Genomic DNA, 17786 nt, shown 5'->3' on the forward strand with positions numbered 1-17786 from the left:
GGCCCCCAATCTCTGGGGTCAAGATTCCTGCCTGAGCGGGCATCACGCGCATGTCTGGCGCAGGCCTATACGCGACTTCTCCGGAAAAGCAAAGACCAAATCTGACATCACTCCCCCAGCTTGGCATGCACCTCATCAAGATCAATCTCGCCGGTCGGCATCTTGTTCGAGGGATTCTCGAAATCGTATCTGAACAGATTGAAATCGCGTTTGTATATCTCGTAGACCAGATGCATCGACAGATCGTCGAAATAGTCCTCGACCGGATGGGCACGCCTGGGGCCGTGGCTTTCGGATTCATTGAACCGCGGGATCGTCTTCAGATCGACCGGGTGCGGGGTATCGACCGCGTCCAGCACCGCCTGCATGCCGTCGTTGAATTTCTCGGTCCAGAAAATCTTGTCATAGGTGCCGCCGTTCACGATGAAGGTCGAGATATGGCCTGACATCGACGACCAGTGGATGTCGGGTTCCATCGGGCGCTTCCAGCGGATGGTATCGCGCGCGAAAAGCAGGAAACGGCGAAAACTCTGGATCTGGTCAAACTCTTGCCTGCCGTCGTCGCCGCCCACCTGGATTCCGTATTTCTGGGTCAGCATCGGCACCAGTTTGCCGCGGTAGCGCCTGCCGTTGCGCTGGATGCCGCAAATCTTGTCGAAAAAGGAACTCAGGATGCGTGTGTAGGGGTTTCGCACGCAGGTAAACGCATAAGAGGCGTGGTTTTTGACATTGGCCTCGATCCGCGCCTGGCTGTCCTCAAGCGCCCATTTGTGCAGCCCGGTGGTCGCATCATGGATATCGCCGTCGAAAAACTCACCGTGGTCCGAGAAATACAGAATCTGCCCTATTGTGGAACAGGCGCATTTCGGCACGACACGGTAGACCATGCTTTCGCTCCGGGTCATCCATGTGCCGGGAAACCCCATTGATATCTGCCTCCGCGCGCCACATCCCGCTTTCTGCGGTTTTGACGATGTGTAACCTGTTCAAAAATCCAACGAAAGTCTGTTTATTCAGGCGGTGCTGATGGCTATTGCTGTAGACAACGCCAGAACGAGGGAGAAATTGTTTCCGCAATGGCAAGAATTGCGTTCATCCTGCTCTGCCACAAGGATCCGCAGGCGATCGTCCGTCAGGCAGAGATGCTGACGGCCTCGGGCGATTTCATCGCGATCCATTTCGACGCACGCGCCAAATCCGAGCATTTTGAAATGATCCAGACCGCGCTCAAGGACAATCCCAGCGTGGCCTTTGCCCGGCGGCGGATCAGATGCGGCTGGGGCGAATGGTCTCTGGTTCAGGCAACGCTTCATGCGATCGAGACCGCGCTGGAGTCATTTCCGAGAGCCACCCATTTCTACATGCTGTCGGGCGACTGCGCGCCAATCAAATCGGCCAGCTTTGCGCATGCCTTTCTGGACGCGGCGGATGTGGACTATATCGAGAGCTTTGATTTCTTCGAAAGCGACTGGATCAGGACGGGGATGAAGCAGGATCGCCTGATCTATCGCCACTTCTTCAACGAGCGCACGCAATCGCGCTGGTTCTATGCCGCCTACAACCTGCAACGCAGGTTGCGCCTGACGCGCGCTATCCCCGACGACATTCAGGTTCAGATCGGCAGCCAGTGGTGGTGTCTGCGGCGGCGCACCGTCGAATGGGTGATGGACTTCACACGCACGAGGCGCGACGTGATGCGATTCTTCCGCACCACATGGATTCCGGACGAGACTTTTTTCCAGACCCTCGTGCGACACATGGTGCCGGAAACCGAGATCCGCAGCAGGACACTCACGTTCCTCATGTTCACCGCTTACGGGATGCCAGTGGCGTTCTATAACGATCACTACGATCTTCTGCTGGGTCAGGACTATCTCTTTGCACGCAAGATCAGCCCCGAGGCGCTCGACCTCAAACAGCGCCTCGGCACGCTCTACAACAACGCCGGCGCCAGTTTTCAGATTTCGAACGAGGGGCGCAGCCTGTTCACCTTTCTGACCGCGCGCGGGCGCGAAGGACGGCGTTTTGCCCGCCGGTTCTGGGAAACCGAGAGCACCCTGGGGCGCGAACGCGAACTGCTCATCGTCGTCTGCAAGAGATGGCATGTCGCCAAGCGTTTCGTGGACCATATCCGTAAGGTGACCGGCCTGCCCGCGGTCGAATACCTTTTCAACGAGGAAAACACCGCCCTGCCCGACCTTGGCGGGATTCAGCGGTCGCTGGGAAAACGCGCGCGCCATCGCCGGGCGCTCGTGCGGATGCTGTTCGAGTATTACCGGGCAGACCGGCTTGTCGTCTGCATGGACCCCGGCGATCTGGATATTTTGCAGGATTTCTGCCGCGACCGGGCGACCACGAAGCTGCTGGAAATCCAGTGCGCGTTCAGCGATGCCTACCTGATCGGCCATGCCAGGCGCGTCGGGCTGGCCGGGGAACAGTCCCCGCCCGAGACGCTGGCGCGGCTCTTGCCCACGATTCGCGGGGACATGATCCATGAGAGCGACCGCATTCGCGATGCACAGTTCGAGAACCACATGATCCTGCGCGAGCGCGATGGTCGCGATCAGCGGATCCGTCTGATACAAAGGTTCCTTGATATATCACCTGAAATGGCGCAGGAAATCGCCGACACGCACCACCTTTTTGCAGACTGAGGACGGCCGATGCCCTACAGCTACGACGATCAGAATATCTTTGCCAAAATCCTGCGCGGCGAAATCCCGAACAATACGGTGCTGGAAACCGCACACAGCCTTGCCTTTCACGATATCCGGCCGCAGGCGCCGGTGCATGTGCTGGTGATCCCCAAGGGACCCTATGTCTGTTACGACCATTTCGCCGAGGCGGCCACAGATGCCGAGATCGTCGATTTCACCCGCGCCGTCGGCGAGGTCTGTCGCATGACCGGCGTGCAACCGGGCGAGGGCGGCGACGGCTTTCGCGCCATCTCGAACACCGGCGAGAATGGCGTGCAGGAGGTGCCGCATTTTCACCTGCATATCCTCGGTGGCCGCCCCCTGGGCCGGATGCTGACGCGCACCGATCCCTGATCCGTCACCGCTTGCAGGTCGGTCGGGATACGCCCATATGAGGCGAAATCGCAGGCATGAAACAACAGGCAGACCATGACATTTCGCAGCCGTATCGGCGCCATACTCGACTCTACCGGGGTTCAGAACACCATCCTCGGGGTGATTCTGTTCAACGCCGTGATCCTGGGCATGGAAACCTCGGACCCGGTCATGGACCGGGCCGGGCCGCTGATCCTGCTTCTGGACAGGCTGTGCCTGTCGGTTTTCGTCGTCGAGATCGCGGCCAAGCTCTATGCACGGGGCGTTGCCGGGTTCTTCCGGCGTGGCTGGAACATCTTTGATTTCGTGATCGTGGGCATTTCGCTGGTGCCCGCCACGCAGGGCCTGTCGGTGCTGCGGGCGCTGCGCATCCTGCGCCTGCTGCGGGTCGTTTCGGTCGCGCCCTCGCTGCGTCGGGTGGTCGAGGGGCTGGTGAACGCCTTGCCGGGGATGGGCTCTGTCTTTCTGCTGATGGGGATGATTTTCTACATCGGCTCCGTCATGGCGACCAAGCTCTTTGGCGCGACCTTTCCCGACTGGTTCGGCGATCTGGGACGCAGCGCCTATTCACTTTTTCAGATCATGACGCTGGAGTCGTGGTCGATGGGCATCGCGCGCCCGGTGATGGAGCAGTTTCCCTATGCCTGGGCATTCTTTGTGCCCTTCATCATGGTCACCACCTTTGCGGTGGTGAACCTGCTGGTCGGTCTCATCGTCAATTCGATGCAGGACGCGCACCATGCCGAGGATTCGGTCAAGACCGACAGCTACCGCGACGAGGTTCTGACGCGGCTGGCGCATCTCGAAACGCTCATCAAGGAGAGGCAGGGCAGCGAGCGCGTCGACTGACGGCGCATTGCGCAGGAAACGGGTCGATAGGCACCACCGGACGCGGCAGGTTACGGGCCTGACACAACCGGAGACCCGCCCATGATCACCTTCACCGCACTGCCCACCCCCATCGCCCGCGCCTGGCAGGCGGGCGCGCCCGATGCCTATGGCAACCCGCCAGAGCGCCATGTAGCGCAGGGCACCGGCAATCCCTGCCGCCACTGCCTGCGCTTCATCCCCGAGGGGGCAGGGATGCTGATCCTGGCCCACCGCCCGTTCGACGGCCTGCATCCCTATGCCGAGACAGGGCCGATATTCCTGTGCGCCGACGCCTGCCCCCGGCATGAGGGCGCGGCGATGCCGGAGATCCTGCGCGACAGTCCCGATTACCTGCTCAAGGGTTACAATGCGCAGGACCGCATCGTCTATGGCACCGGCAGGGTGGTGGCGGCGGCAGATGTCGCAGGCTATGCACAAGCAGTGTTCGAACGATCCGACGTGGCCTATATCCATGTCCGCTCTGCCCGTAACAACTGTTATCAGGCGCGGATTGACCGCGGCTGATCCCTCGTACTGGCGGACAATCGCTTGCACGCCGCGCCGATGCGCGCTAACTCGCCCAAGGCACCATTGGGGACAGGGCGATGAACGATCTGCGTGACAAGTATCTGACGGCAATCGCCGGCGCGCGCGATGAGGCGGCGCTGGAGGATCTGCGCGTGCAGGCAGTTGGCAAAAAGGGCGAGATCAGCCTGCAGATGCGCGAACTGGGCCGGATGACCCCCGAGGAACGGCAGGTCGCGGGCCCCCTCCTGAACGCGCTGAAGGACGAGATCAACTCGGCCTTGGCCGCCCGCAAGGCCGCTCTGTCGGATGCGGCGCTCGACGAGCGGCTGCGCTCGGAATGGCTCGACGTGACGCTGCCCGCGCGGCCCCGCCGGACGGGCACGATCCATCCGGTTAGCCAGGTGACCGAAGAGGTCACCGCGATCTTTGCCGACATGGGCTTTGCCGTCGCCGAAGGCCCCCAGATCGAGAGCGACTGGTACAATTTCGACGCTCTCAACATTCCCGGCCATCACCCCGCCCGCGCCGAGATGGACACGTTCTACACCCATCGCGCGACAGGTGACGAGCGCCCGCCGCATGTGCTGCGCACCCATACCAGCCCTGTGCAGATCCGCGCGATGCAGGCGCAGGGCGCGCCGCTGCGGGTGATCGCGCCGGGCCGCGTCTATCGCGCCGATTACGACCAGACCCATACGCCGATGTTCCATCAGGTCGAGGGGCTGGCGATCGACCGCGACATTTCCATGGCCAACCTGAAATGGGTGCTCGAGGAATTCGTCAAGGCGTTCTTCGAGGTGGACAATGTGGACCTGCGCTTTCGCGCCTCGCATTTCCCGTTCACCGAACCCTCGGCCGAGGTCGATATCCGCTGTTCCTGGGAGGGCGGGACGCTCAAGGTGGGCGAGGGTGACGACTGGCTCGAAATACTCGGAAGCGGCATGGTACATCCACATGTGCTCAAGGCCGGGAACATCGACCCGAACGAATGGCAGGGCTTTGCCTTCGGCATGGGCATCGACCGGATCGCGATGCTGAAATACGGCATCCCCGACCTGCGCGCGTTCTTCGATTCAGACCTGCGCTGGCTGCGGCATTACGGGTTCACGGCGCTGGATGTGCCGACATTGCATGGGGGATTGTCGCGATAGGCGCAAGTCTCGCTCCGCCCTTGACCATGCCGGAAATACAACCGAAAACACCAAAAAACACTTGAGCGGCAGGGGGAAATTGCTACCGTGCCCCTCCCGGCGTGAAACCGGCACCTGACAGGAGCGAGGGAATGAAACTCAGCATCGAACGCGGCGCATTGCTCAAGGCCGTGGCGCAGGCTCAATCCGTGGTCGAGCGGCGCAACACCATCCCGATCCTCGCCAATGTGCTGATCGAGGCCGAGGGCAGCAATGTGCATTTCCGCGCCACCGACCTGGATATCGAGGTGGTGGACAAGGCCCCCGCACAGGTCGAGCGCGCCGGCGCCACCACGGTTTCCGCCGTCATGCTGCACGAGATCGTGCGCAAACTGCCCGATGGCGCGCTGGTCACGCTGGCCGATGACGGCGCATCGGGGCGTCTTGCGGTGCAGGCGGGGCGGTCGCATTTCAATCTTGCAACCCTGCCGAAAGAGGATTTTCCGGTGATGGCCTCGTCGGAATATGCCAGCAATTTCTCGGCCCCCGCGCCGGTGCTGCGCCGCCTCTTCGACAAGTCGAAATTCGCGATTTCCACCGAAGAGACCCGCTATTACCTCAATGGCGTCTACCTGCATGTCGCCGATGCCGATGGCGGCCGCGTGCTACGCTGCGTGGCCACGGATGGCCACCGCCTCGCCCGGATCGACGCCGAACTGCCCGAGGGCGCGGCCGACATGCCCGGCGTCATCGTGCCGCGCAAGACCGTGGGTGAACTGCGCAAGCTGCTTGAGGATGACGAGATGAAGATCGCGGTCTCCGTGTCGGAGACCAAGATCCGCTTTGCCACGCCCGACATCACCCTCACCTCCAAGGTGATCGACGGCACCTTTCCCGACTACACCCGCGTCATCCCGCAGGGCAACACCCGCCGGATGGAGGTGGACGCCGCCGAATTCGCCCATGCCGTCGACCGCGTGGCGACCGTCAGCTCCGAACGATCGCGCGCCGTGAAACTCTCGCTGGACGAGGACCGGCTGGTGCTGTCGGTCAACGCTCCCGACAGCGGCGCGGCCGAGGAAGAACTGGCCGTGGCCTATGGTGACGAGCGGCTCGAAATCGGATTCAATGCCAAATACCTGCTGGAGATCGCCAGCCAGGTCGACCGCGAAAACGCCGTCTTCCTGTTCAACTCCTCCGGCGACCCCACCCTGATGCGCGAGGGCAACGACACGACGGCGGTCTATGTCGTCATGCCGATGCGGGTGTAAAAATAAACCCCGCAAACCGTGGTTCACGGGGGGGCTGTTGGGCGTACCATCCAGCGTTGCAACGCCTATATGGTCCTGAAAGGTTAAAATGTCAAGAATCGATCGCGTAAGAGGTGGCGTCTGTGTCGATGGTTTCAATCTCTATCACGCAATAGACGATCTGGGCCAACCCTACCTCAAATGGCTTGATCTGAGAAAGCTCTCAGAGAAATTTGCACGCGGTCATGCACATGTCATAGAAGAAATTGTATTTTGCACGGCATTCTTTCCGGGCGATTTCGGCAAACGAAAGCGGCACGAAGCATATAATGCTGCACTGGAGGCCCGCGGTGTGAAAATCCTCAAAGGACATACCACAAAAGAGCCGATGAAATGTAATACCTGCGGCAATCTGTGGGATCAACCGCGAGAGAAAGAAACCGACATAAACGTTGCGCTTTCCCTGTTCTCTGCCGCGATGACGGGAAAAGTTGATGTCGTATTTCTTTTGACAGCAGACACAGATCAGGCAGCAACGCTAAAGTACATAAAAGAGCATTGCCCACAAGTGAAGCGCGTAGTCGTGACGCCGCCAGGGCGCGAGAAATCGAAACATCTGAGAGACCTGTCACACGCAAATTTGAGGCTAGGTGAAGGCGATATTGATGACTGTGTTTTACCGGCAATGGTCCAACCTGAAAAAGGACGGCTGATTGTCAGGCCGGATAACTATCAACCGCCCGCAGGCTGGGTGCATCCTGATGAAAGACCAGCGTAGGCTGCACATTGCGTCTTTGACCCTCTCGCATTTCCGCTCGCATAAATCCGCGCGGCTGACGCTCGATTCGCGCCCCGTGGCGATCCATGGCCCCAATGGCGCGGGCAAGACCAACCTGATCGAGGCGGTTTCACTCCTCTCGCCCGGTCGCGGCCTCAGGCGCGCGGCGGCGCAGGACATGGCGCGGCGACCTGACGGCATCGGCTGGAAAGCAACCGTGATCCTGCATTCCCTTCATCAGGTCCACGAGGTCGAGACCATGGCAGAGGGCTCTGCCGCCCGGCAGGTCCGCATCGACGGCAAATCCGCTACCCAGCTTGCACTGGGCCGGATCGCCCGCGTGCTCTGGCTTATCCCGGCCATGGACCGGCTGTGGATCGAGGGCGCAGAGGGGCGGCGGCGGTTTCTGGATCGCATGACCATGAGCTTCATCCCCGCCCATGCCGAGGTCACGCTCGCCTATGACAAGGCCATGCGCGAACGCAACCGCCTGCTCAAGGATCAGGTGCGCGACGCCCATTGGTATCTGGCGCTGGAACGGCAGATGGCCGAGACCGGCGCAGAGATCCACGCCAACCGGCAAACCGCGCTGGCGCTGATCGCGGGCGCGCAGATGCAGGCCGAGACAGCCTTTCCCGCCGCCGAACTGGACCTGACCCAGACCGAAGGCGAAATGCCCGAAACCGCCGACGATCTGCGCGGCGCACTGGCCGAGAGCCGCTTTCGCGATCTCGTCGCCGGACGCAGCCTGATCGGACCGCACCGCGCCGATCTCTACGGCGTCTATGCCGCCAAGGGCGTGCCCGCCGCCGATTGCTCGACCGGCGAGCAAAAGGCGCTTCTGGTTTCGCTGATCCTCGCCAACGCACGCGCGCTGGCCCGCGATTTCGGCGCGCCGCCGCTGCTTTTGCTCGACGAGGTCGCGGCGCATCTTGACGCCACCCGCCGCGCCGCGCTCTATGACGAAATCTGTGCACTTGGCGCTCAGGCCTGGATGACCGGCACGGGGCCGGAACTCTTTGCCGATCTCGCCGACCGCGCGCAGCATTTCGAAGTCACCGACATGGACGGCGCCAGCCGGATCACCCAGAAAGCATCGCCATGACCCCACAGCGCGTCAGCCTCATCACCCTTGGTGTCGACGACCTCGATCGGTCACGCGCCTTTTATGCCGCCCTCGGCTGGACCCCCGCCGCGACACTGGAAGAGGTCGCATTCTACCAGTTGAACGGCCTCGTGCTCGGTCTCTTTGGCAAGACCGATCTCGCCGCCGATCAGGGCCGGCCCGGTGCCGCCCTTGGCACGGGCGCGATCATCCTGGCGCAGAATTTCCCGACAGAGGCCGAGGTGGATGCCGCCTATGCCACGGCCCTTGCCGCCGGGGCCACTCCGCTCAAACGCCCGGAAAAGGTGTTCTGGGGCGGCTATTCCGGTTATTACGCCGATCCCGACGGCCATGTCTGGGAACTGGCGATGAATCCCTTCTGGCCGCTCTCCGAGGATGGTAGCCTGACCCTGCCAGACGCGCCATGACCCTCGCCCCGTTCGATCTGGCGCTCTATGCGGCGGCCATGGCCGGCCTCTGGGCGGTGCCCGGACCGGTCTGGGTGGCGCTCACGGCGCGCGCTCTGTCGGGGGGCATGCGAGGGGCTTGGCCACTGGCAGTGGGCGTGGCATTGGGCGATCTGATCTGGCCGCTCTGCGCCATACTCGGCCTCGCATGGGTGCTGTCGCTCTATGGCGACGCACTCAGCCTGCTGCGCTGGATCGCGGCGGGGGTGTTCATTGTGATGGGCCTGCTCCTGATCCGCGCCCCGGCCCGCGCACCCGGTGCCGACAGTCGAATGACCCGCCCAGGGCTCTGGGCCGGGTTCTCCGTGGGTGTCGCGGCAGTGATCGGCAACCCCAAGGCGATCCTGTTCTACATGGGCTTTCTACCGGGCTTCTTCGACCTCTCCAGGGTCACGGTGCCCGACATCGCCGCGATCCTCGCGGTTTCGGCCGTCGTGCCGATGCTGGGAAATCTCGCGCTGGCCCTCTTTCTGGACCACGCGCGGCGTCTCTTGCAGAGCCCCAAGGCCATCGCGCGGCTCAATTTCTGCTCCGGTCTTCTGCTGGTTCTGGTTGGGCTCGTCATCCCCTTTACCTGACAGCTCATAACCGCAAAATATGGGGGAATGACGTGACATTCCCCCCCAGACTTCGTATAAAATTACAAACCGTCCAGAGGAAAATCCGCATGTCCGAAGCAGCCGCCGCGCCCGAAGAATACGGCGCCGATTCCATCAAGGTTCTCAAAGGCTTGGAGGCCGTCCGCAAGCGTCCCGGCATGTATATCGGCGACACCGATGACGGCTCGGGCCTGCATCATATGGTTTACGAGGTCGTGGACAACGGCATTGACGAGGCTCTGGCCGGTCATGCCGACGCGGTAAACGTCACCATCCACGCGGATTCCAGCGTATCGGTCAGCGACAACGGGCGCGGCATCCCCGTCGATATCCACGAAGGCGAAGGCGTCTCTGCCGCCGAGGTCATCATGACCCAGCTTCACGCGGGCGGCAAATTCGACAGCAATTCCTACAAGGTCTCGGGCGGATTGCACGGCGTTGGCGTCTCGGTGGTCAACGCCCTGTCAGAATGGCTTGAACTGCGCATCTGGCGCAATGGCAAGGAGCATTACGCTCGCTTCGCGGGCGGCTTTACAGTCGAACCCCTGCGCGTCGTCGGCGATGCCAATGGCCGCAAGGGCACCGAGGTTCGCTTTCTCGCCTCGTTGGAGACCTTCTCCAATCTCGACTACAACTTCGAAACGCTGGAAAAGCGCCTGCGCGAACTGGCCTTTCTCAATTCCGGCGTGCGCATCATCCTGCGGGATGAGCGCCCGACAGAGCCGCTCATGTCAGAGCTGTTCTACGAGGGCGGGGTCAGGGAATTCGTCAAGTATCTCGACCGCCACAAGACCCCGGCCATGGCCCAGCCAATCTTCATCACCGGCGAGCGCGACGAGATCGGTGTCGAGGTGGCGATGTGGTGGAATGACAGCTACCACGAAACCGTGCTGCCCTTTACCAACAACATCCCGCAGCGCGACGGCGGCACCCATATGGCGGGCTTTCGCGGCGCGCTGACCCGCACCATCAACAACTATGCCCAAACCACCGGCATCGCCAAGAAGGAAAAGGTCAGCTTTACCGGCGACGACGCCCGCGAGGGTCTGACCTGCGTGCTCTCGGTCAAGGTGCCCGATCCCAAGTTCTCCTCCCAGACCAAGGACAAGCTGGTCAGTTCCGAGGTGCGCCCGGCGGTCGAGGGTCTGGTCAACGAGAAACTCGCCGAATGGTTCGAGGAAAACCCCAACGAGGCCAAGGTCATCGTGACCAAGATCATCGAGGCCGCGCATGCCCGCGAGGCGGCGCGCAAGGCGCGCGAACTCACCCGCCGCAAGAACCCGATGGATGTCAATTTCCTCGCCGGCAAGCTCAAGGACTGCTCGTCCAAGGATCCGTCCAAGACCGAGCTTTTCCTCGTCGAGGGCGACAGCGCTGGCGGCTCGGCCCAAACGGGCCGTGACCGTGGCACGCAGGCCGTTCTGCCACTCCGCGGCAAGATCCTCAACGTCGAACGCGCCCGCTTTGACCGGATGCTGGGCAGTCAGGAAATCGGTAATCTCGTGATGGCGCTGGGCACCGGCATTGGCCGCGATGAATTCGACATCTCGAAACTGCGCTACCACAAGATCGTCATCATGACCGACGCTGACGTGGACGGCGCGCATATCCGCACGCTTCTGCTCACCTTCTTCTACCGGCAGATGCCGGAACTGATCGAGGGCGGATATCTCTACATCGCCCAGCCGCCGCTTTACAAGGTGATGCGCGGCAAATCCGAGGTCTATCTCAAGGACCAGGTCGCGCTCGAGGATTATCTCATCGCCCAGGGCACCACCGACGCCGCCCTGCGCCTTGGCAATGGCGAGGACATCGCCGGACCCGACCTTGTGCGCGTGGTCGAAGAGGCCCGACAGGCGCGGCGAATCCTTGAGGCATTCCCCACCCACTACCCCCGTCATATTCTCGAGCAGGCCGCGATCGCCGAGGCGTTTCTGGCCGGTCGTGTCGATGCCGACCTGCAAGGCGTGGCCGACACCGTGGCCCTCCGGCTCGACATGATCTCGAACGAATACGAACGCGGCTGGCAGGGGCGCCCGACACAGGACAGCGGCATCCGCCTGACCCGCACCGTGCGCGGGGTCGAGGAGATGCGCACGCTTGACGGCCCCGTCCTGCGCGGCGGCGAGGCGCGCAAGCTGGCGAAGATGACCGAACAGCTGCGCGAGATTTACCGCGACCGGGCAATGCTCCTGCGCAAGGACCGGATGCAGGCGATCCACGGTCCGCTCGACCTGTTGGATGCGATCCTGAAAGAGGGCGAAAAGGGCCTGACCCTGCAACGCTACAAGGGGCTGGGCGAGATGAACCCCGATCAGCTGTGGGAAACCACGCTCGACCCCGAGGCGCGCACGCTCCTGCAGGTGCGAATCGATGATGTGGCCGAGGCGGATGACCTCTTTACCAAGCTGATGGGCGATGTGGTCGAACCGCGCCGCGAGTTCATTCAGGAGAACGCGCTGAATGTGGAGAACCTGGATTTCTGAGGCCGCAGGTCAGAAACTGCCAAAGACGCTGCCAAGCGCGATGAGCAGGACCAGCGCCAGCACCGGAATGACCACCGCGACCACAGCAATATCCTTGTAGGCATCGCGGTGGCTCAGGCCGCAAATGGCCAGGAGGGTGATGACCGCCCCATTATGCGGCAGCGCGTCAAGACCGCCGGTTGCCACCGCCGTTACCCGGTGCAACAGATCCGGCGCGATGCCCGCCGCAGCTCCCATCTCGCGATAAGTTTCGCCCAGTGTGGCGAGCGCGATGCTCATCCCGCCCGAGGCAGAACCGGTCATCCCCGCAAGGATGCTGGTGCCAACTGCCAGCGAGATCAGCGGGTTGTCACCCCCCACCGTCACTACCCAATCGCGAATGGCGCCAAAGGCAGAGAGCGACGCGATCACCGCCCCAAAGCCCACGAGGCTGGCGGTGTTGAAGATCGGCTTCAGCGATCCGCTGGCGCCGCGATCAATCGTGTCGGCCAATTGTCCGGCAAGACGGGGGTAGTTGAACAGCACCAGCAGCCCCGAGGCCAGCGTCAACGCCGCAATGATCGACCATATGCCGCGCAGCGCTTCAACTGTCGTAGCACCGTAGGCGGGTTGTGACAGATAACCGGTATCGAGCCGGGGGATGATGACAAAGGTAAAGGCAAGATTCAAGACAATCACCAGCACCAGAGGCGTGGCCGCCAGCAGCAAGTCGGGCGGATCGGCAAGCGGCCCGGCTTCTTCCTCTGCTTCGATGTGATTGCCATAGCCGGGGCCAAGCGCATGCGCCCGACGGTCGAGCCAGAGCCAGCCCAGCCCCAACATCACCGCCGCCGAAATCAAACCCACCCCCGGCGCGGCAAAGGTGGTTGTGCCGAAATAGGGCATCGGGATTGCATTCTGGATCGCCGGGGTGCCCGGCAGCGCCGTCATGGTAAAGGTAAACGCGCCAAGCGCGATGCTCGCCGGGATCAGTACCTTGGGCAAGCGCGCCGTCCGAAACAGCACGCGGGCAATGGGATAGACGGCAAATGCCACGACAAAGAGCGACACACCGCCATAGGTCATCACCGCACAGGACAGGATGGTCGCGAGAATGGCGCGCTCTGCCCCCAGCCGGGTGATGATTCCATCGGCCAGAACCTGCGCGTTGCCGCTCGCCTCCATCAGCTTCCCGAACACCGCGCCCAACAGGAAAAGCGGAAAATACTGGATGACAAAGCCGCCCATCGCCTGCATGAAAATCTGCGTGTAACTGCCCAGAAGCGGTCCATCGCCGGTGGCCGCAACCGCCAGAAGCGCCATGGCCGGGGCCAGCACCAACAGGTTGACCCCGCGATAGGCCAGATACATGAGCGCCAGCAGTGTTGCGGTTATGATCGCAATGCCGGTCATCCGATGAAAGAATGCGGAAACCCGGGGCGGGGCATGATAAGGTTACTTTCGCTGCGCTGCAGCAATACTAGACCGATGCCGCACGGGGTGCAACAGAGCCGCGCGCGGGGCGCAGATCAGATCACCCGGATCACATCCTTGTCGATCGCCAGCATATAGCCGCGCCGCGCGATGTTCTTGACCAGAAGCTCGCTGACAAGCTGATTGCCCAACGTGTCGCGCAGGCGCTTGATCCGGGTGGCGCCGGCGGCCTCTTCGCAATCCTCGGGCTTGCGGCCCGAGATCACCGCCTCGATCTCGGCACCGGTCATGACGTCATCATCCAGCCGCGCCTCGGCCAGAACGCTCAGTGTTTCCATCGCCGCATCGGTCAGCTTGAACCCCATATTGTTGAGGTAAACGGTCTTTTCATCCCGGCTGATCAGCAGCGAACTGACCTGGATGCCCGATCGCTCGATCTGCGCCATGCGCCGGTTGAGCGTGATCAGCATGACCAGAAACACCAGCGATGCCACCAGCAGCGCGGTGGCAAAGACCAACAGGACGAATATGACCATCCGGTAACTCACAAGTGTTTCCGAGAACGCAGTGCCCGACAGCGCGAGTATTTCCAGCAGCTTGATCTCACCCTGCCCGGTCAATGCATCGTTCTCGACGAATATCCGCTCGACCCGCGCGTTGAAGGCGTTGGCATCGGGCAGGCTCAGAAACAGGAACACCGCCGCAAGGGTCAGGATCGCAACGATCGCAATAACCCCGATGATCACCACACGGTTGCCGGACCTGCGCGCGTCAGCGGCTGTGGCTGTTATCCCGCGCATCTGCGCGCCCCCGGATTACCCAAGTCATTTTTCCTTCTTCGACAGCACCTTGAGCAGGGTCAGACCCTTCTTTGCCAGTTGCGCCCTCAGCGCTGCCTCGGCCGAGGCGCAAGGCGCGTTGACGGTGGTCACATCATAGTAAAGCGCAAGCGGCTTGTCGCGCTTGGCCTTGTATTCGACCTCGCAGGCGGCATGTGCGCCGGTGGCGACCAGCATGAACCCTAAGGCGATAACGGGGAGGCGTGCAATATGTGTCATGCCGCCAAGATGCCCCGAACCCCACGGCTATTCAATAACCTGTGACTCAAAATGACCCGAAAACAGCGTGTTATCTGATATCATCGGGGCGTTATTGCCTGTCTGCACAGGTTGGTCCCAGTCTCAGTCTATCCCACAGTTCTCGCGGGTCAGCGCCCTGCGCAGTGGCACGACTGTCTAAAACCGGAAAGGAAAGACCATGCATCGCAGATTCATCGCTCTCATCGTCGGCACGGCGCTGGCTGTAACCGGCCTCACCGCCGCATCGGCTCAGGCGCAGGGTCGAGGAGACGCAGCTGCGATCGTGGCTGGCGTTGCCGCGCCTGCCATCATCGGCGCAACTGTCGTCAATCACCGCAAGTACGACCACCGCAGCGGGCATGTGGCCCGCGACTACGGCTATTCGCACAACTACTACGCGCCCAAAGGGTATGCCTACGCACCCAAAGGCCATGCAAAAGGGCACCATGCAAAGAAACGACACCACTACGGCTACAAACATCACTACAGACCGCGCCATTACAACCACCATCGCGGCTACTACGACTATGACCGCCGCTCGCGTTACTACCGCGACCAGTATGGCAAGTAATGTCGCCAGCCCCGGAAAGGAGCGCAAGATGTTCACCAGACTCACCTCAATCCTGATGATCGGCGCGCTTGCGCTGACCACCGTAACTGCCACCCCGACCATGGCGCGGGACCGCAGCGACAACCGCAACCTGATCGCCGGACTGGCCATCGGGGCGATCGTCGGCGCGGCGATCGCCAGCAACAACAGATCGCGAAACAGCGGTCACGGCGGGCATGTGTCGCAGGGCTATGTCGGCGACCCCTATGGGTACAGCCGGGGGTTCGGCGGCGGCCATGGCAAAGATTACAACTACGCCCGCCCCGCCGCCCTGCCCGGCGCCTGCCGGGTCTATGCCGGCAATCGTTCGGGTTATTCCGGGCGCTGCCTGAGCCGCAATTACCATGCCTATCACGCGCTGCCCTCGGCCTGCGCGGTGCATGTTGGCGGGCATCACCGGACAATCTACCGCGACCGCTGTCTGAACCAGTACGGCTATTACTGAGCCTTTCGAGCAGGCCGGCAGAGGGAAGGGGCGCGCCCCTTCCCTTTTGCATTTAGGGCGCGACCGTGCGATTGCAGGCCATGACCGGCCCTGATTTCACCCACGAGACGCTTGCCCGCTCTGCGGGATTCACTCACATCGCCGGGGTCGATGAGGTCGGACGGGGGCCGCTGGCCGGGCCGGTGACAGCGGCGGCGGTGATCCTTGATCCCGATACTATCCCGCCAGGGCTGAACGATTCCAAGAAACTGAGCGCCGGGCGGCGCGAAGCGCTCTTTGAGGCGATCCTCGCCTGTAGTCGGGTGGGCATCGCCCATGCCAGTGTCGAGGAGATCGACCGCCTCAACATCCTGCGCGCCGCGCATCTGGCGATGGGGCGCGCGATTGCGGCGCTCTGCCCGCCGCCCGACATGGCGCTGATCGACGGCAATCTCATTCCCCGCGGCCTGCCCCTTGCGGCGCGCGCCGTGATCCGGGGCGATGCCGCTTCACTGTCGATCGCGGCGGCCTCGATCGTGGCCAAAGTCACCCGCGACCGCATCATGCGGGATTTGGCGCAACAGTTCCCCGGCTATGGCTGGGAAAGGAACGCGGGCTATCCCTCCAAAAGCCACAAACAGGCGCTTCTAGATCTCGGCGTGACCCCACACCATAGACGTTCCTTCAGACCCGTCCACAACATCTTGTATCAAGAAAAATAACTAACACACTGATTCAAAAAAGAAATTGACGTCGAATCGCCTTTGACTCATCTTCGTGAACAACAAGACCAGAGCGCAGAAGCGCCGGGACAGAGGCAGAAGATGACAACGATGACCAAGCCCGAAAGCGCCCCTGCGCTGCCACTCAACACGATTATCGCCGGCGATTGCATCGAGGTGATGAATGGCCTGCCAGAGGCCAGCATCGACCTGATCTTTGCCGACCCGCCCTATAACCTGCAACTGCGCGGCGACCTGCAACGCCCCGACAACAGCCAGGTGGATGCGGTCGACGACGCCTGGGATCAGTTCGCCAGCTTTGCCGCCTATGACGAATTCACCCGGGCCTGGCTTGGCGCGGCGCGGCGGCTGCTCAAACCCAACGGCGCGATCTGGGTCATCGGCTCTTATCACAACATCTTTCGCGTGGGCGCGGCCTTGCAGGACGCGGGTTACTGGATCCTCAATGATGTGATCTGGCGCAAATCCAACCCGATGCCGAATTTCCGCGGCAAACGCCTGACCAACGCGCATGAAACGATGATCTGGGCCTCGAAATCCGAGGGCGCGAAATACACTTTCAACTACGAGGCGCTGAAGTCGCTCAATGACGGGGTGCAGATGCGCTCTGACTGGGTGCTGCCGCTGTGCACCGGCCACGAACGGCTCAAGGATGACAATGGCGACAAGGCCCACCCAACCCAGAAACCCGAGAGCCTGCTGCATCGCGTCCTGATCGGGTCCACCAATCCCGGCGACGTTGTGCTCGATCCGTTCTTCGGCACCGGCACCACGGGCGCCGTGGCCCGGATGCTGGGCCGCGACTACATCGGGATCGAACGCGAAGAGGCCTATCGCAAGGTGGCCGCGAAACGCCTCGCCTCGATCCGCAAATTCGACCGCGAGGCGCTTCAGGTCTCGACCTCCAGACGCGCGGAACCGCGCGTGCCCTTTGGCCAGCTGATCGAGCGCGGCATGCTGCGCCCCGGCGAGGTGCTGACCTCGATGAACGGCAAATCGGCCGCCAAGGTGCGCGCCGACGGCACATTGGTCGCCGACAGCATCAAGGGCTCGATCCACCAGGTCGGCGCGCATCTCGAAGGCGCGCCAAGCTGCAACGGCTGGACCTACTGGTGCTTCAGGCGTGACGGCAAGACCGTGCCCATCGACGTGCTGCGCCAGCAGATCCGCTCGGAGATGGAAGCGCTGCCCAACTGAGCTCACAAGTTACCGCCGGTGCCCGTGGCCTGACTT

At 62.2% G+C, this 17786-nt stretch carries 19 protein-coding genes; 15 read left to right on the forward strand and 4 right to left on the reverse strand.

The genetic code is table 11. The features are described 5' to 3' along the window. Positions 1-107: 107 nt before the first annotated feature. Complete coding sequence (locus BSG08_RS08755) at positions 108-926, reverse strand: sulfotransferase family protein (RefSeq protein WP_093035269.1); 819 nt, start codon at positions 924-926, stop codon at positions 108-110. A 150-nt stretch (positions 927-1076) separates the two neighbouring features. On the opposite strand from BSG08_RS08755, the gene BSG08_RS08760 reads away from it, so the two are divergent. The 11 genes from BSG08_RS08760 (at position 1077) to gyrB (ending at position 12284) form a co-directional block, all read left to right on the forward strand. Next, entirely contained in the window at positions 1077-2654 is a 1578-nt protein-coding gene (locus BSG08_RS08760; RefSeq protein WP_093035272.1) for a DUF5928 domain-containing protein, read from the forward strand. A gap of 9 nt (positions 2655-2663) precedes the next feature. Then, positions 2664-3050, forward strand: coding sequence for an HIT domain-containing protein (locus tag BSG08_RS08765; RefSeq protein ID WP_093035275.1), 387 nt, complete (start codon positions 2664-2666; stop codon positions 3048-3050). A gap of 75 nt (positions 3051-3125) precedes the next feature. Then, complete coding sequence (locus BSG08_RS08770; RefSeq protein ID WP_093035277.1) at positions 3126-3920, forward strand: ion transporter; 795 nt, start codon at positions 3126-3128, stop codon at positions 3918-3920. Between the two features lie 81 nt (positions 3921-4001). Then, on the forward strand, positions 4002-4466 hold the full coding sequence (locus BSG08_RS08775; RefSeq protein WP_093035280.1) for a DUF1203 domain-containing protein: 465 nt from the start codon (positions 4002-4004) through the stop codon (positions 4464-4466). An 80-nt stretch (positions 4467-4546) separates the two neighbouring features. After that, entirely contained in the window at positions 4547-5620 is a 1074-nt protein-coding gene (pheS, locus tag BSG08_RS08780) for a phenylalanine--tRNA ligase subunit alpha (RefSeq protein WP_093035283.1), read from the forward strand. 131 nt (positions 5621-5751) lie between these two features. Continuing rightward, positions 5752-6870: a DNA polymerase III subunit beta gene (gene dnaN, locus BSG08_RS08785; protein ID WP_093035286.1), complete on the forward strand. Its 1119-nt coding sequence runs from the start codon at positions 5752-5754 to the stop codon at positions 6868-6870. 88 nt (positions 6871-6958) lie between these two features. Further along, positions 6959-7627, forward strand: a complete 669-nt coding sequence (locus BSG08_RS08790) for an NYN domain-containing protein (protein WP_093035289.1) — start codon at positions 6959-6961, stop codon at positions 7625-7627. Continuing rightward, entirely contained in the window at positions 7611-8732 is a 1122-nt protein-coding gene (gene recF, locus BSG08_RS08795; RefSeq protein ID WP_093035292.1) for a DNA replication/repair protein RecF, read from the forward strand. The genes BSG08_RS08790 and recF overlap by 17 nt, the downstream gene beginning before the upstream one ends. Beyond that, positions 8729-9160 (forward strand): VOC family protein, encoded by a 432-nt coding sequence (locus BSG08_RS08800; RefSeq protein ID WP_093035295.1) that lies wholly within the window; start codon positions 8729-8731, stop codon positions 9158-9160. The genes recF and BSG08_RS08800 overlap by 4 nt, the downstream gene beginning before the upstream one ends. Further along, positions 9157-9777 (forward strand): LysE family translocator, encoded by a 621-nt coding sequence (locus tag BSG08_RS08805; RefSeq protein ID WP_093035298.1) that lies wholly within the window; start codon positions 9157-9159, stop codon positions 9775-9777. The genes BSG08_RS08800 and BSG08_RS08805 overlap by 4 nt, the downstream gene beginning before the upstream one ends. Positions 9778-9866: 89 nt before the next feature. After that, on the forward strand, positions 9867-12284 hold the full coding sequence (gene gyrB / locus BSG08_RS08810) for a DNA topoisomerase (ATP-hydrolyzing) subunit B (protein ID WP_093035302.1): 2418 nt from the start codon (positions 9867-9869) through the stop codon (positions 12282-12284). A gap of 9 nt (positions 12285-12293) precedes the next feature. Here gyrB and BSG08_RS08815 read toward each other — a convergent pair whose 3' ends face one another. The 3 genes from BSG08_RS08815 to BSG08_RS08825 all read right to left on the reverse strand — a co-directional run bounded on the left by BSG08_RS08815 (position 12294) and on the right by BSG08_RS08825 (position 14755). Next, entirely contained in the window at positions 12294-13676 is a 1383-nt protein-coding gene (locus tag BSG08_RS08815; RefSeq protein ID WP_093035305.1) for a GntP family permease, read from the reverse strand. Positions 13677-13792: 116 nt separating this feature from the next. After that, positions 13793-14497 carry a winged helix-turn-helix domain-containing protein gene (locus BSG08_RS08820; protein ID WP_093035308.1) on the reverse strand — a complete coding sequence of 235 codons (705 nt, stop codon included), beginning with the start codon at positions 14495-14497 and terminating at the stop codon, positions 13793-13795. Positions 14498-14521: 24 nt separating this feature from the next. Continuing rightward, a complete protein-coding gene (locus BSG08_RS08825; RefSeq protein WP_093035311.1) occupies positions 14522-14755 on the reverse strand; it encodes a hypothetical protein in 234 nt (77 codons plus the stop codon). A gap of 199 nt (positions 14756-14954) precedes the next feature. On the opposite strand from BSG08_RS08825, the gene BSG08_RS08830 reads away from it, so the two are divergent. The 4 genes from BSG08_RS08830 (at position 14955) to BSG08_RS08845 (ending at position 17750) form a co-directional block, all read left to right on the forward strand. After that, on the forward strand, positions 14955-15347 hold the full coding sequence (locus BSG08_RS08830; protein WP_093035314.1) for a hypothetical protein: 393 nt from the start codon (positions 14955-14957) through the stop codon (positions 15345-15347). Positions 15348-15375: 28 nt separating this feature from the next. Continuing rightward, a complete protein-coding gene (locus BSG08_RS08835) occupies positions 15376-15831 on the forward strand; it encodes a hypothetical protein (RefSeq protein WP_093035317.1) in 456 nt (151 codons plus the stop codon). An 80-nt stretch (positions 15832-15911) separates the two neighbouring features. After that, the gene (locus tag BSG08_RS08840; RefSeq protein WP_093035321.1) at positions 15912-16532 is read left to right on the forward strand and encodes a ribonuclease HII; all 621 of its coding nucleotides are present in this window, start codon (positions 15912-15914) and stop codon (positions 16530-16532) included. A 102-nt stretch (positions 16533-16634) separates the two neighbouring features. Next, positions 16635-17750, forward strand: a complete 1116-nt coding sequence (locus BSG08_RS08845) for a site-specific DNA-methyltransferase (protein ID WP_093035324.1) — start codon at positions 16635-16637, stop codon at positions 17748-17750. Positions 17751-17786: the final 36 nt, after the last annotated feature.

Source organism: Roseovarius azorensis, assembly GCF_900109455.1.
Taxonomy (GTDB): domain Bacteria; phylum Pseudomonadota; class Alphaproteobacteria; order Rhodobacterales; family Rhodobacteraceae; genus Roseovarius; species Roseovarius azorensis.